General features: G+C 31.5%; 13 protein-coding genes. 1 reads left to right on the forward strand and 12 read right to left on the reverse strand.

The genetic code is table 11. The annotated features are described in order from the left end of the window. Nucleotides 1–13: 13 nt before the first annotated feature. The 9 genes from atpB to AMD28_RS10570 all read right to left on the reverse strand — a co-directional run bounded on the left by atpB (nucleotide 14) and on the right by AMD28_RS10570 (nucleotide 8,466). Nucleotides 14–1,204 (reverse strand): F0F1 ATP synthase subunit A, encoded by a 1,191-nt coding sequence (gene atpB / locus AMD28_RS10530; protein ID WP_055444366.1) that lies wholly within the window; start codon nucleotides 1,202–1,204, stop codon nucleotides 14–16. A 96-nt stretch (nucleotides 1,205–1,300) separates the two neighbouring features. Further along, the gene (locus AMD28_RS19165) at nucleotides 1,301–1,696 is read right to left on the reverse strand and encodes a DUF6168 family protein (RefSeq protein WP_420806050.1); all 396 of its coding nucleotides are present in this window, start codon (nucleotides 1,694–1,696) and stop codon (nucleotides 1,301–1,303) included. After that, entirely contained in the window at nucleotides 1,680–1,889 is a 210-nt protein-coding gene (locus AMD28_RS10540; RefSeq protein ID WP_055444077.1) for an AtpZ/AtpI family protein, read from the reverse strand. The genes AMD28_RS19165 and AMD28_RS10540 overlap by 17 nt, the downstream gene beginning before the upstream one ends. After that, entirely contained in the window at nucleotides 1,882–2,301 is a 420-nt protein-coding gene (locus AMD28_RS10545; RefSeq protein ID WP_055444078.1) for a bactofilin family protein, read from the reverse strand. The genes AMD28_RS10540 and AMD28_RS10545 overlap by 8 nt, the downstream gene beginning before the upstream one ends. Before the next feature lie 13 nt (nucleotides 2,302–2,314). Then, a complete protein-coding gene (gene porW, locus AMD28_RS10550) occupies nucleotides 2,315–4,882 on the reverse strand; it encodes a type IX secretion system periplasmic lipoprotein PorW/SprE (protein ID WP_055444079.1) in 2,568 nt (855 codons plus the stop codon). A gap of 275 nt (nucleotides 4,883–5,157) precedes the next feature. Beyond that, a complete protein-coding gene (locus tag AMD28_RS10555) occupies nucleotides 5,158–5,865 on the reverse strand; it encodes an ABC transporter ATP-binding protein (protein WP_055444080.1) in 708 nt (235 codons plus the stop codon). An 11-nt stretch (nucleotides 5,866–5,876) separates the two neighbouring features. Then, complete coding sequence (locus AMD28_RS10560) at nucleotides 5,877–7,355, reverse strand: DUF5687 family protein (protein ID WP_055444081.1); 1,479 nt, start codon at nucleotides 7,353–7,355, stop codon at nucleotides 5,877–5,879. A 47-nt stretch (nucleotides 7,356–7,402) separates the two neighbouring features. Next, on the reverse strand, nucleotides 7,403–8,128 hold the full coding sequence (locus AMD28_RS10565) for a hypothetical protein (RefSeq protein WP_055444082.1): 726 nt from the start codon (nucleotides 8,126–8,128) through the stop codon (nucleotides 7,403–7,405). Next, the gene (locus AMD28_RS10570) at nucleotides 8,128–8,466 is read right to left on the reverse strand and encodes a PadR family transcriptional regulator (RefSeq protein ID WP_055444083.1); all 339 of its coding nucleotides are present in this window, start codon (nucleotides 8,464–8,466) and stop codon (nucleotides 8,128–8,130) included. Before AMD28_RS10570 ends, AMD28_RS10565 begins: the two co-directional genes overlap by 1 nt. Nucleotides 8,467–8,575: 109 nt before the next feature. Between AMD28_RS10570 and AMD28_RS10575 the strand changes: the two genes are divergently transcribed. Next, on the forward strand, nucleotides 8,576–9,628 hold the full coding sequence (locus AMD28_RS10575) for a ferredoxin--NADP reductase (protein WP_055444084.1): 1,053 nt from the start codon (nucleotides 8,576–8,578) through the stop codon (nucleotides 9,626–9,628). A gap of 279 nt (nucleotides 9,629–9,907) precedes the next feature. On the opposite strand, the gene AMD28_RS10580 is transcribed toward AMD28_RS10575, so the two are convergent. The 3 genes from AMD28_RS10580 to AMD28_RS10590 form a co-directional block, all read right to left on the reverse strand. Continuing rightward, on the reverse strand, nucleotides 9,908–10,918 hold the full coding sequence (locus tag AMD28_RS10580; protein ID WP_241492481.1) for a glycosyltransferase family 9 protein: 1,011 nt from the start codon (nucleotides 10,916–10,918) through the stop codon (nucleotides 9,908–9,910). A gap of 91 nt (nucleotides 10,919–11,009) precedes the next feature. Continuing rightward, nucleotides 11,010–11,618: a DUF4254 domain-containing protein gene (locus AMD28_RS10585; RefSeq protein ID WP_055444086.1), complete on the reverse strand. Its 609-nt coding sequence runs from the start codon at nucleotides 11,616–11,618 to the stop codon at nucleotides 11,010–11,012. Between the two features lie 89 nt (nucleotides 11,619–11,707). Then, nucleotides 11,708–14,434 carry an SdrD B-like domain-containing protein gene (locus tag AMD28_RS10590; RefSeq protein ID WP_055444087.1) on the reverse strand — a complete coding sequence of 909 codons (2,727 nt, stop codon included), beginning with the start codon at nucleotides 14,432–14,434 and terminating at the stop codon, nucleotides 11,708–11,710. Nucleotides 14,435–14,555 lie beyond the last annotated feature (121 nt).

Genomic DNA, 14,555 nt, shown 5'->3' on the forward strand with positions numbered 1-14,555 from the left:
AAAAAAACTCTTGTTAAATGAAATCTCCTCGCACATCTTCTGCGTCAGCGACTTCGTGACCATGATCATCATGCTCATGTTCGTGATCGTGCTCTGCTACAGCCATACCAATAAACAATGCCGAAAGCATGGTAAAGATATATGCTTGTAAGAAAGCAACTAACACTTCAATTAATGTTATAAAAAATGATAATACTAATGATAATCCTGTAGCTCCTACAACTCCTAAAGATTTTTTAAGAGTAAACATAATTGCTATTAAACTCATTACTACAATATGTCCTGCAGAAATATTTGCAAACAAACGTACTAATAAGGAGAATGGCTTAATGATTAATGCTCCGGCTAATTCAATCACAGCTAAAACTGGACGAATTAAAATTGGCACTCCTGGCATCCATAAAATATGCATCCAGTAATCTTTATTACCACTTACTGTATAAATCACTAATGTAAAGATTGCTAAACAAGCAGTAACTGCTAATTGACCTGTTACATTAAAACCAAATGGAGTTAAGCCTAATAAGTTTAATATCCAGATAAAAAAGAATACTGTTAATAAGTAACCTGTAAATTTTCTATAATGTTTCTCACCAATGTTTGGTCTTGAGATTTCATCTCTTACATATAATACTAATGGCTCTAAGACTCTACCAAAACCAGTTGGTACTTGTCTCTTTTTATATTGTCTTGCTAAACCAGAAAACCAGATTAACATTAATAAACCAATTAATAAGACACCTACTACACTTTTAGTAATAGAAAAATCTAATACTCTATGTGCATTCGTTGCATGATGTGTTTCATCAAAAGCTACTGTTGCAGCTCCACCGTCTAACTCATAGATCTTAGAATGAATCTTTGCGAATTTCAATCCGTTTTTCTCTACAACAACATGACCATCATCATTATGATGAAACTCTGAAGACATAAAAGTTGTTAAACCGTTACTTGACCATAAAATAATTGGTAAAGGGAATCCGAAATGTTTACGTTCTCCTGCATCACTTGTATATGAGAACAAAGAAAAATCATGAGAATCTTGAATATGATGCAAAATATAAGCTTCCACTTCTTCTTTTGTATCTATTTGACCACCTGTATCTTTCTCCGTATCATTAGTGTTTTCGGCCATTGCAAAAGCACTAGCGAAAAGCATTACTGCGAGAGTGAATAATTTAAAAGTTTGTTTAGCTACCTTCATTGTTAAAAAAATCAAAAAAACTGTGTTTTTAAATTCGGTGCAAAACTACGGAAATTATTGAAAAAACAATTACTTTTTTTTCAATAATATTTAGCACTATTTTTTACTTAATATCTTCGCAATAAAATAGACTTCTAAAAAAAGAAAAAGGAACACCGGAATTAGCAGATTAAATCCTTCTAATTTACTAAGGTTCTCGACTTTAAAAACAGAATTTTTAAAGAGAACTGCAAACAGCATAAGTTTGGTTATTAATGTAAATAAGTACACAAAACCCAACTGTTGCGACCATTTTTTAGTAGTTTCCAGTACCGCAAAACTTACACAAATAAATAGGGATACTATAAAATGAAATAGATAGATAGAAAATAGTGGTACTCTAAGTTTAATATTTAAATCTTTTAAACCAGATACATGAATTGTATAAGAAGCTGCAAATAAAAATGAAAAACCTATACAGTAGAAAACGATTCTTTTAATCATTGTCTTCATTATCTTTTGAAATTTTTAAAACTTGGCTAATCACTAAGTACATAGCAATAAAAACCGCTAGAAGTGTAATGGTGTTTTCTAAATACGTGGTTTGGTATTTTACATCTAACCATTTTCCTAATACATTACCCAACCAAATGGTTCCTCCCATTTGAAAAGCTGTAGATGTAAATCTTAAAAATTTACTAGGCACTTCTTCCTTTTTTTATTTTTTGTGAAGTATTGTTATTATTTAATTCTTTTAAGGCGCCTTTCATCACACAGTTTACATTAAAGGTTGCTCCTGGCTCTACTTCTAGTTTACCAAGAACGACTTCCCCTTCAATATGTGCAGAAGACTTTAAAGTTAAGGTTCCTGTTAAGGTTAAGTTTCCTGAGAATTTTCCTTCAAAATAAGCATCAGATCCATTTAGCGTCCCTTTAATTACACCAGATCTTCCCACTACAATTTTTCCTGGAGTAGTTAGGTTTCCTTCAATAGTTCCATCTATTCTTAAATCGCCTTCACTAGAAAAGTCTCCAACAATATTGGTTCCTTTTGCTATAATGTTTTGGCTGGAAGAATTTTCGTAAGCTTTTTTATCTTTTTTATTATCTGAAAACATGATTCTTATTTTATTATTGCTGTGCTTTAGTATAATCGTCTAAATTCTTATGAATCTGAACAATTTGGTAATTTGTAGAAGAAATAGCGATAGATGGCTTTGTTATTTTAGATCTATCCTCATCTCTTAATATGTATGCAAATCCTTTTGCTCCATCGATACTTTTTAGTCCGTGAATGACAACAAATGTTGTTTCTGGATCATATACATCTACCGAAGTACTTAATCTATAATGTGGCACATGCGCTGTTACTTCCTTTAAGGTTTTTTCAAAACTTGTTATCTCTTCGGTATTCGCTGTATTAAACTTGTACAACACTTTATAATTACCATTTAAGCTATCCGAAGCAAATTCTTTGTTAGCCAATTTAGGCAATGCATTGGTGGATAAATCTTGTGCTCGCTGCCCTTCTGGTGTGTTTGCATAATTAAGCGCGACAAAATTAATTCCTTTTTTATAAGCTTCATAACCATATAAACGTCCTGTTGCTGTTGCTTTAAGAAGCTCGAATTTAGAAACTATCGCTTCTGCTTCAAAAGCTATAATATATTTTTCTATATTGGAAAGTACTTGAACGTATTCCTGATTTTCAAATTGATTGTACAGGTTTTTATATATGGTTTCCGGACTATTTTCATCTTCCAGATTTGCTGCTTCCGGATTATTTAAAATGGTTGCATATCTAGAATCTGGATAATTGGTAGTAATATCTTTTTTAGTAAAATCGGCTTCCCCTTGCTCTCCTAATAATTGATAAATTTTATACAGGTTATATTTGGTAGGAAGCACTAACTTTTCTTCCGGGTTATTATTTAAAAGTTGTGTGAATTTACTCTTTGCTAAAGGATATTCTTTAAATTTCTCTTTATAGATTAGACCTAATTGGTAATAGGCAAAGTTTCTTTCTTTTACAATGCTATCTACTACTTTCTCTTCGGAAGGAATTTGATCTATATAAAACTGAGGATCGTATAATTCTACTTCGGAAGCATTTGCTATCGCAGGATTTTCTTCGGTATTTTTTATTCCGGAATTTGTATTGCTAGACCATCTCCAATCGTCTTCTAATTTACGCTTTCCCCAATCTTTAGCAAACTCCGATTTACCATAAGCTACTGTAGTTGTGTTGTAAAAGTAAAAAGAAGACCCTTGACCAGGTGTTGGTCCGCCTTTAGAACCTTTACCTCCTAATGCGGGACTATTACCAAAAACCTTATTGGTTGTTACAAGACCTTTGTTTCTTTCTGCTGCTGCTGCTTTTTCTTGTGCTTTTTCGGCTTCCTCTTTAAGTTTCTCTACATGCTCTGTAAAAAACGCAAGCTTCCCTTCTTTAGACAGAGACACTAATCGTATAATACTATCATTATTTTTCGCGATGTCTTCATATAGAATAACATCTTCCAAGTTATCTCTTTTGCGTTTAATAACTCGGTATGGCTTGCTATTCACTACCATATTCGTCATGGTGCTATCATAATAATCACCAGCACTTTTATAAGCTGCAGCAATAAATTTCATATCCCCAATAATCTCATAGGTTTTTGCTTTTAAAACCTTGTCGTTGGTGTCTGTTCTTAAAGATTTATTGTAGTATGCTAATGCTAAAGAATCGGATTGATTCTTTAAATGGTATTCTGCTATCTGATGGTAAATCTTATCTAGGTAAGGTCTGTTTTCACGATTTTCCTCTAAGTCGGTAAGTAATTCAAGGAACTCTAATTTGTCTCCTTCTTCATAATCAAAGTTTTTAGCCTTTTCAATGTGTGCACTAATAAGGTACATTCTAGGCGTGCTTCGGTTTAAATCTATAACTCTATCAAAGGCTATGTTTGCACTGTCTTTATCTCCTAAAGCATTGTATAACTGTCCTTGTATAAAACGATATCTTCCGCGTTCGTCATTACTTTTTGTAGCATTAGATGCAATATCTATTTGTGTTAATGCACTATCTAAAGATTTGGTATTTATATAAGCTTGTGCCAGTATAGATGTAGCATCTGCTAAGTCCTGACCGTCTAATTCTTCTTGATCTAAAAGACGTTTTAGATTTTTAATCGCTAATTCTTCGTTTTCTAGACGAATATTAGATTTTTCTCTCCAAATTTTAGCTTGATTGATTTTATTACTAGCAGGATATTTATATAAAATGTAGTTGAAAGACTCTAAGGAAGGCACAAAACGCTGGTCAAAATAACGTGCTTTCCCTAAAAGTAAATACGCTTCGTCTATTTGGTAATTATATTCTTTTCCTTGAATATTCATACCATGCTTCTGAATGGCTTTTACTGCTTTTTCTTCTGCTCTACTAAAGCTTTCGTTTTTATTTTGTCCAGGAAGTGTAACCTCTTCAAAAACTTGCATGCGCTCTATAGGAAGGATTTCCCAGTAATTATCTGTATAACCTTGGTTCAGGTTTTCTCTGCCTTCTTCTAGCGCATTATATCCATTAAAAAGGGTGTTGTCTCGAGCGGATAATGCGTGGTAATTTCTACTAATAAAGCTATTCTTTTTTCTAGAACAACTAGTTATTAAAGTTACTGAAACTAAAAGAACTAATATTATTTTATACGATGTTTTCAAAAGCGGTGTATTTAATCAAATAACTATAAACTTGTGCAATTATTATATAATATCATTTACCAATTGAAATTTCCGTAATAAAACGCCCTTTTTTCCTTTCTATTTCATTACAAAAAGAAACCGTAACTAAAGCTATGCTTTATTTCTCTAATTTATATAAAGAAAAAAATCATCATTTTATTTTATAGTAATTTTAATTCACAACTGGTATAAAAACTGCATAAGCACGTAAAAATACACATCTTTTTTTACTTTGCTATAAAAAGCAAGTACTTTTAGATTATTTCTGTTCCTGCAAAATGTGCTTCCAATTCTTTTAAGGTTGCTTGGCTAGTTACAATATCTTTAACCACCTCTCCTTTTTCTAACACTACAATACGTTCACAAACATCTGTAACATGCATTAAATCGTGACTAGAAATAAGCACGGTTACTCCTTGTTCTTGCGCTAAATCTTTTACTATTTGTTTCAGTTTTATTTGCGTTGTAGGATCTAGATTGGCAAAAGGCTCATCTAATATAATGACTTCTGGATTACCAATAAGTGCCGCAACTATTCCTGCTTTCTTTTGGTTTCCTTTACTTAAATCGCGAAGGTATTTTTTTTGTCCGAGAATTTCTCCATGGAAAAAATCTTCAAAAGTAGCTACTAAGGCATCTACATCTGCTTTGTTTTGTCCTCTAAGTTCGCCAATAAAATAAAAGTATTCTTCTGCAGTTAGGTAACCAATTAAAAAGCTTTCATCTATAAAAGACGACGTAAATGGCTTCCAGTCTTCACTAAGGTTTACTTGAATATCGTTATTTTTAATATACCCTGTAGTTGGTTGTATTAAATCTAAAAGCAGACTAAAATACGTGGTTTTTCCAGCACCATTATTACCAACTAAACCGAAGCTTTGTCCTTTAGGGATTTCTAAACTTTCAATATTTAAAACGGGATTTGAATTGTATTTTTTGGTAAGATTTGTTGTAGTTATCATGTGGTTAAATTTTAGTTGTCTTGATCAAAAGCAGCAATCATTTTATATTTTGAAGCTAAATATCTCTTGGTTATTAATTTCATTATTTTTTGATGGAAAATAATTCCGGTTACTCCTAAAAGGATAAGTACTAGAATACCAATTTCGAAATTGAATGCAAAATTAAAAATAGCGAATATCCCCATTGGTAAAAGCATTAACGGAAAACCAATAATCCACTGTACCGCTCCAGTACCTTGAAAATTAAACGCTGCTCTTTGGTTTAAATCTATTTTTTTTCGATTGAAAGAACCTCCTAATAAAATGACGTAGGTGTTTACACCAATATTATAAACTGCTGCAGCAAAATGTGCTAGTAAAATTTTCCAACCAAAGTATACGTAAGGAATACTTAACACAAATAAAATAATAACACTTAAAGTCATTAACGTGTATTTAGATTTTAAGTATTGTTTGTATTTAATATTTTGACTCATTAGCATTTTGTAATAACCACTATCCCATGCAGGAATGAATTGTCCGAAGTTGATAAGAAAAATTCCGGTTACAAAAATACCAACAAACGCAAATAAGAATTCTTTGTCTTGATACATAGGGTTTGGATAAAAGAACAAACCATATAAAAGTCCCATTAACAACATCCAAACCGAGGATTTTGGTCGTTTATTACGCCAAAGTAATTTTAAATCTAATTGCATAAAAGGTGCAATGTCTCCAAACTTTTTAGTCCATTCTAGATTAGAAGCATTTACCTCTTGTGTTTTAGATTTTAGGGAACTGTCTAAAAATAATTTAGCACGAAGAATTTTAAAGTTATACAGGTATAGACCAATTAAAACAAGTATTGGAACCACTAGGAATAACGGATTATTAGAAATAGCCTGAATACCATTAGATAAAACTTCGGCAATATTTATTATTTGAAAATGATTTAATGCAAAAAGAGATCCTGCAAAAAGTATAATTGGTAAAAAAGATAATTCTGTTTTAGCAGATAGACTTTCAATAATAAAATTTAAAAAATTATTAATAAGAGTAATTAGCACAATCGTTAACATCCAAACGATAACCACAGAAACGTTATAATCTTTTAATATTAGCGTAACACCAAAAGGTATAATTGCAAATAAAGGCAGAAAATTAAAAAAGGACAATGCAGATTTTCCTAAAACGAAGTTTACCACTTTACCTCTTTTAATAGGAAGCGTAAGTAATGGTTTCACACTCATTACTGGTAATTTTTGAAAGAAAAATCGGATTACTAAATCGCCTAAAATCCAAAAGAAGATAAATCCGTTAAACATTATTAAAGGATCACTTTCTGGAAACACTTTTTTAAGCAGTGGATACATTGCAATTCCCATGATTAAAAACATGGCAACAAAATACAAGGCAAAAAAGGCCATTACTATTTTTAGCGCTACGCTTTTACCAAAGCTTGCTGATCTAGTAAACTGTTTCCATTCTAAATCTAAAAAACGTTTTATCATTTTGGTTGGGTTTGGTTTAAATGTTAGTAGTGAAAAGTATAAAAATGTTACACACAGAATTCGGGATAGGTTTTATTTAATAACTCTTCCGCTTTTTGGGGCAATATTAAAAAGCTAATATATAGCCAAAGAAAAAATAAAGTCGAAAAAACAGAAAAGCCTAAAATAAAATAGAAATTGGTAAATAAATTATCTGAAAGATTATACAAAGAAGGCAATTGAGACATTAATAATAGTACAGATCCTCCAGCTTGTTTAAATATTATTTCTTCTAGCATCCATTTTTTATTAGAAACTTCCTTTCTTCTTTTAAACTGTCTTTTAAGCTGTACACTTTTAACAAAAGACCAAATACAGACTACCCCATAAAAAGCAAAAATAAAATATGAGAATAAAGAAGAGGTAAAAGCAACATAGATTATTATAAAAAAGGCAGCCGTTTTAATTGCTTTAGGTAAAGTAAACCATTGCTTAAGCTCTGTCCATAAAAACTTTAAATACCTTTTATGCATTGCTTTTTGACGTTGCTCAACAGCATTCATAAATCCGAAAACACCAAACTTTTTAAAAGCTTTATCTCGCGCATCTTCATAAGGTAAATCAGGATTCTTTTCCCAAATAGATTCTATATCATTTGCCAGATGATCTACTAATTCTGTTTGCAAATCGTAATGCTCTACAAAATGTTTTATGGTGAATTGATAAAGATCGTCAAGCTGTTCTTTGTCCACTTTTTTGCTCTTCGACATGTTTTCTTTATTGGCTGTTTTCATTAATCTAAACTAAATTTAGGGTTTACTAGAAGCTGCATCGTTTTAATATAATCCTGAAGCTCTTGCAATTTACTATTGGTTTCTTTACTTCCTTTTTCTGTTAGCTTATAGTATTTTCGCAGTCTATTATCTACTTTTTCTACCTCAACATCTAACATGCCATCTGCTTCTAATTTATGCAAAGCAGGATATAAAGCACCTTCGGTAATCTTTAATTTTCCTTTAGTGATCACTTTCACTTTTTGCGTGATTTCATAACCATACATCTTACCTCCTTCATCCAGAAGCTTTAATATAATGGTTATTAAACTTCCTTTATATAATTTATTGTTTGCCATAAATCAAATATACATAAATTTCTTATGTATAAGATAATTAGGTATAATTTTTAGAATAAAAGAAAGGCAAAACGAAAATGCTTCATTATTTTTACAAAAAATAATAAAGATGTCACAATTTCATAAATTAACCATTAAAGATATACATAGAGAAACTGAAAAAGCAGTAACTATAACCTTTAATGTACCAGAAAACTTAAAAGAAATTTTCGCTTTTAAAGCAGGACAATATATAACAGTAAAAACCACTATTAACGGCAATGAAGTAAGACGAGATTACTCTTTATGCTCTTCGCCAAAAAGTGGAGAATTAAAAGTTGCAGTAAAAGAAGTAGAAGGTGGTACTTTTTCTGCGTATGCAAATAACACTTTAAAAGCTGGAGACACTTTAGAAGTAGCTTCGCCAAAAGGAAGGTTTGTATTTACACCTAACGATTCTAAAACTAAAAATATCGCTGCATTTGCTGCCGGAAGTGGGATTACTCCTGTTTTAAGTATTATAAAATGTGCTTTAGAAGAAGAAGTACACAGTAAAGTAATTCTGGTTTACGGAAACAAAACCACCAAAGACACGATGTTTTTAAATGAATTATTAGCATTGCATCATAATTATAAAGAACGCTTTTCTATACAGTTTGTCTTTAGTCAAGAAGATGAAGAAGATGCTATTTTTGGAAGGATTGAAAAAAGTACTGTAAATTATGTAATGAAAAATAAGCATAAGCATATTGATGTAGATGCTTTTTACCTTTGCGGACCAGAAGCAATGATACATACTGTTAAAGATGTTTTAACAGGACATGATATAGCGGAAGACACCATACACTTTGAACTTTTTAAAGCTGCAAAACCTGCTGTTATAAATGAAGAAACTGCAAATGGTGAAACAGAAATTACTATTACTGTAGATGATGAAACAACGACCTTTACTATGTCGCAAAAACAATCTATTCTTGAAGCTGCATTAGATAAAGATCTAGACGCTCCATATTCTTGTCAAGGCGGAATTTGTAGTAGTTGTATTGCGAAAATTACGGAAGGAGAAGCAAAAATGAGACAAAATAATATTTTAACTGCTAGTGAATTGGCAGAAGGTTTAATTTTAACCTGTCAAGCACACCCAACAACCTCTAAAATTACAGTCGATTACGATGATGTATAAACGGTGAAAAAATATTTAAAATCATTCTTGTGCTAACATTTTATCGATGAAAATCTTGTTTTAACTCAAAAAACATACACTTTAACGATTTTATTATCTTTTCCTAGATGTTTATTTTTTTTAAATAATAAACCCAATATATTCGTTCTAGTTTTAAACGATAAATGATAATAGTTAGGGATTATTTTTTTTATGGTAAGTTTAAAATGAACCCTACTCCTTGGAGTAGGGTTTTTCATTTCAGCACCTAAAATTCTATACAACAATTACTTACACCTTTTAAATTACAGCATTTATTGTGTCTATAATTTTTTTTGTAGAAACACTTTTGGAAGCTTCTTCGTATCCTTCAGGGAACTTATTTCCATAGATAGAAGTTGGTATTAAAGGAAACTGTTTTTTATCTGCTAATAACGCGTAATTTTCTGGTTGATTAAAAGGTGAGAACCCTGCAAAAGGATGTGTAACTCCCCAAATGGTAACTGCTTTTTTGCCAAGCATTGCTGCAATGTGTGCATTGCCAGAATCCATAGACAACATGACGTCTAAATTAGAAATAACGTCTAACTCTTCGTTTAAACTTAATTGTCCGGCTAAATTAACCACGTTCTTATTTATCTGTAAAGCCTGTAACTCTTGAATATCTTGTTTTCCTCCAAAAAGAAAAACAGTATGCGTTTTAGAAAGTGCTTCAATAACTACTTGCATAGCATCTAAAGGATACATTTTACTTTTAAAGGCTGCAAAAGGCGCAATACCTATCCACTTTTTGGTTTTACCTCCTGTTTTAGAAAGTGTTTTATCTTGAAGCTTAACGGTTTTTGGAAAGGTTGGATTACTTATGTCTACAGGTAAACCTAGCGCTTTAAAAACATCTGCATATCGCTCCTGTGATGTTTTTAGCTGCTGGAACACTTTACCAGAAACTAGTGCTTTCTTTTCTGCTCTACCTTTATTTATTTGCATGTATTTTATTCCGAAGAAAAAGACTTTTAAAATCTTAGTTCGCAATACGTTATGCAAATCGGCAACGGCATCAATATGTAGTTTTTTTAATTCTTTTGAAAGTTTAAAAAGTCCGAAAACACCTTTATGCCTTCCTTTTAAATCTATAGGAAAAACAGTAACGTTGTCTAAGTCTCTAAAAAAAGGCGTAAAAAACGCACGTGTTAAAACGGTGATTTTCACTCCTGGATGCTGCTGTGTAAATGCTCTTAAAACAGGAACAGTCATAGCAACGTCTCCCATTGCAGAGAGACGAATGACTAAAATATGTTTTTGTGTATTCATAAAACCTTTGCGTCTTTCAATTTTTTAATAAATTGAAATCCACCTTTCCTTAAAAAAAGGGAAGGAGTTTCTTGTAATGAAAAATTATGTATTACTTCTGTGAACGTAAAACTGGGTTTAGCTCATCGTCATTATACATTTTCATTTGCTTGTACACTTTCATGTATTTATCTCCATTTGCGATATCCTTTAACAAGGTATCTATTGCTGTTGATAAATCTACACGTTGCTCTAATAAGATGTCTAATTTCTTTTGACAAGCTGCTTTATGCGTATCTGTAGCGTTTGTACGAGTTGCTTCTTCATGCATGTGATATACTTTTAAAGCTAAAATAGATAATCTATCTACTCCCCAAGCTGGACTTTCGGTATTAATAGTAGCATTCTCTTTTACAGAAACGCTTTTATTTTTTTCTAAAAAATAACTATCAATATACTCTACCATATCTGTTCTGTCTTGGTTAGAAGCATCAATTTGACGTTTCAATGCTAAAGCAGCAACAGGGTCTATTTGTGGATCTCTAATGATGTCTTCATAGTGCCATTGTACCGTATCTATCCAACATTTTCTGTATAATAAATGTTCTAATAAATTGGTTTCTTTATTATAAATATTAGTGAAAGGTTGATCTACAGTATTTAAAACGTGATAGGTATTAATTACGTCTTGAAATATTTTATTGGCTTTTTCTGAAAACATATTTTAATTTATTTGATTACAAATATACATTTTTGAAACCAAAAAAGCCGCTAAAAGCGGCTTTTTGGAATTCAATTAAATTTGATTAATTATTGTTTAACAAACCTTTTAACTATGGTTTTATTATCCTTAGTTAAAATTTTTGCAAGATATAATCCAGCGCTTAATTGTTCTAAGTCAAGTTTTACTTCACTTAAATTAGACGCTGTACTGTAATCTTTTGTTATAATTAACTTACCAGTAATACTGTAAACTTTAATAACAGTGTTGGCATCTAGTATATCTGATTTTACAAAAATGTATTTCGTAGAAGGATTAGGATATAATTTCACACTATTATATAACTCTAAAGATTCTGCATCTAAATCTTGACTGTTTTGTGCAAACTCTCTTATTAGCGTATCGTCAATTAATGCTTCGTCAGATTTCCCTTTGTCTTTTCCTTCGTCTGCTGCTACTTTTGAGTTACCAAAAATTTTATCTATACCAAAATCAACTCCTTCTGTAGTTTCTTGTAAATTAAAACCATAAAAACCATCTGGATTAACAGTCGCATCATCTAAATCGAAAGTAGTAGTATAAAACAAGAATGGTGGAACGTTTTGAGGCGTTACTGCATATACTATTTTGCTACCTGCTGTAACATTAGTAAATGTGTAATTAGGGTTTGAATAAGACGTAAATTGCGTACTTACATATTCATCTCCAGCATCTAAAATTCCGTTTTCATTATTATCATTATATAAATTAACAATAATAGATGGTAAAGGTGTTTCTGTTGCATCTTGCACACCATCTCTATTATTGTCATCCCATACTACACCAGAAATAGTATACATTAAAATTTCTTCTTCGTTGATACCAAAATCAACTCCAGATACATCTTCATCGGAATGAATAACAACAACCTCATCTGTTGTTAATGTATATATATTATCTGCTGTGTCTTCTGGTGCAATTACTTCAACTAATACGCTATAATAGCTTACTTCGGTAAAAGCATAATAACCATTTTCATCCGTAGTTGTTTCTTCTAATACTAAGTCATCAACATCTAAAGCGCCATTGTTATTAATATCATTATATAAAATAACAGGAATGTTGTTTAAATACGCCTCTTCTGTCTCATAAAGGCCATTAGCATTATCATCATCAAATACAACTCCTTCAATAGCATAGTTAATTATGTTATTTTCGTTAATTCCGAAATCCACTCCAGAAACATCTTCCGTTGCTGTAATTACGATAACTTCATTGGTCGTTGCTTGGTAGGTGTTGGCCTCTGTATCTTCCGGCACTGTTACAATTACAAGTATATCTTCTTCCGAGATATTTGTAAAGTTATAATAACCATTGGCATCGGATGAAGCAACTGCTAATTCTTGGTCACCTGTATCTAAAACACCATTATTATTAGTGTCTGCATATAAAGTCACTATTACATCCTCTAGATTAGTTTCTTCCGTTTCTTGTGTTCCATTTTGGTTATCATCGTCAAAAATAGTTCCTTCTAAATTATAAGAAACTTCAACATCTACAACTAGGTTTAAATAATCTGCAGCATCGGTAATTTTACCTTGATCTTCTGCTGATAAACCCTGAATTTCAATTAAACTTCCTAATTGAATATCATTATACGTTTGTAATTGGGATGGTTGTGTATAGCTTTGTACATAACTTTTTCTAGTACAACTAGAATAACAAGACCCATAATGAGAACACGTTTTCTTATTTTTAAGTAAATGAAAATTACTGTTTTTATCTTTAGCTATTTGCGCATAAACATCTTCGTTATTTGCCCAATTGAAAGCATTGGTATTAAAATCAAAATGCTGAATTTGATACGTTGTAACCGCATAAATTTCTCCGTCATCACTTACAGCTATATCCCCAAGCTCTCCTTTATATATAAAACTAGAATGCCCGTCGTTGTCGTATTTCGGACTAGCGTTAGATATACTAGAAGAATCTCCACTAAAATCTGAAAGGTTACTAAAGCAAACCTCTAGCAAGTAAATCTTATTATTATAACTACTATAATTGCTATGTCCACGTTGCGAAACACCTCTATTAGAATCTGTTAAAGAACCTGTTGAAGATCCTGTTGATGAACCCGTATTGTCCATTAAGCTAGATTCTGAAACATAATCACGTAAATTATAGTTGTCTTCCGTTTTTAGACTTTTAGTTTCATTAACATCTGCAGTAGGCAACGTTTCCGTAGATCCTGATCTTCCCGTACTCATTTCGGAAGCAGTGTTTATAAGAGAACCTTTATTAATCTTAACGCTTTCTAATTCTCTTTTTAATTCGTCCTTTACATTTACTATACCACTTGAAGTTCTATAGTTATAGCAATTTGAAGGATACTCCATAGCAAAGTAAAGTTTCCCATTATAAAAAGTTGCGCCTCCAGAACCTAAACCTCTAGATGAATATGCATGTCCGCTTGAAGTAAAATAAGATTTAATATCGCCAAAAGATTTATGTGTATTCGCATATACATTATAACCATAAACGGTCCAGTTGTATTTAGAAGCCTGATTACTAACGTAAAAAACCCATCCTGTACTAGCATCTACAGCTAAGGAGTTTATCTCGGATACATAAGGAGATGATGTTAGTAATGTAGCTTGATAAGTCTGCATATTTACTGTGTAAATGTGACATCCTGCAGAAACAATTAATGAATTGTCTTCGGTAGTCATCATTACAGTTGCAGCTTCCCCATCAATACTTAAAGGAGCATTAGCTTGTATGGTCTGAAAACCAAAAGCTAAAGCCAAAAAGGCTAGAATTGTAATTTTTAATTTCATGTTAGTTAGTTTTATGTTTAAATTATAGCATACTATAACATAAAACAGGCACGAAATTTCTAGTAGATTTTTTTTGAGGGGAATCAAATATAATACAAAATACAACTATCCGAAGTTTTTT

It is taken from the genome of Lacinutrix himadriensis, assembly GCF_001418105.1.
Taxonomy (GTDB): domain Bacteria; phylum Bacteroidota; class Bacteroidia; order Flavobacteriales; family Flavobacteriaceae; genus Oceanihabitans; species Oceanihabitans himadriense.

Excerpts from the sequence above, each read along its gene's own strand:
- atpB (WP_055444366.1), bottom strand. The coding sequence starts at position 1,204 with ATGAAGGTAGCTAAACAAACTTTTAAATTATTCACTCTCGCAGTAATG.
- AMD28_RS19165 (WP_420806050.1), bottom strand. The coding sequence starts at position 1,696 with ATGAAGACAATGATTAAAAGAATCGTTTTCTACTGTATAGGTTTTTCA.
- AMD28_RS10545 (WP_055444078.1), bottom strand. The coding sequence starts at position 2,301 with ATGTTTTCAGATAATAAAAAAGATAAAAAAGCTTACGAAAATTCTTCC.
- AMD28_RS10555 (WP_055444080.1), bottom strand. The coding sequence starts at position 5,865 with ATGATAACTACAACAAATCTTACCAAAAAATACAATTCAAATCCCGTT.
- AMD28_RS10560 (WP_055444081.1), bottom strand. The coding sequence starts at position 7,355 with ATGATAAAACGTTTTTTAGATTTAGAATGGAAACAGTTTACTAGATCA.
- AMD28_RS10565 (WP_055444082.1), bottom strand. The coding sequence starts at position 8,128 with ATGAAAACAGCCAATAAAGAAAACATGTCGAAGAGCAAAAAAGTGGAC.
- AMD28_RS10570 (WP_055444083.1), bottom strand. The coding sequence starts at position 8,466 with ATGGCAAACAATAAATTATATAAAGGAAGTTTAATAACCATTATATTA.
- AMD28_RS10575 (WP_055444084.1), top strand. The coding sequence starts at position 8,576 with ATGTCACAATTTCATAAATTAACCATTAAAGATATACATAGAGAAACT.
- AMD28_RS10580 (WP_241492481.1), bottom strand. The coding sequence starts at position 10,918 with ATGAATACACAAAAACATATTTTAGTCATTCGTCTCTCTGCAATGGGA.
- AMD28_RS10585 (WP_055444086.1), bottom strand. The coding sequence starts at position 11,618 with ATGTTTTCAGAAAAAGCCAATAAAATATTTCAAGACGTAATTAATACC.
- AMD28_RS10590 (WP_055444087.1), bottom strand. The coding sequence starts at position 14,434 with ATGAAATTAAAAATTACAATTCTAGCCTTTTTGGCTTTAGCTTTTGGT.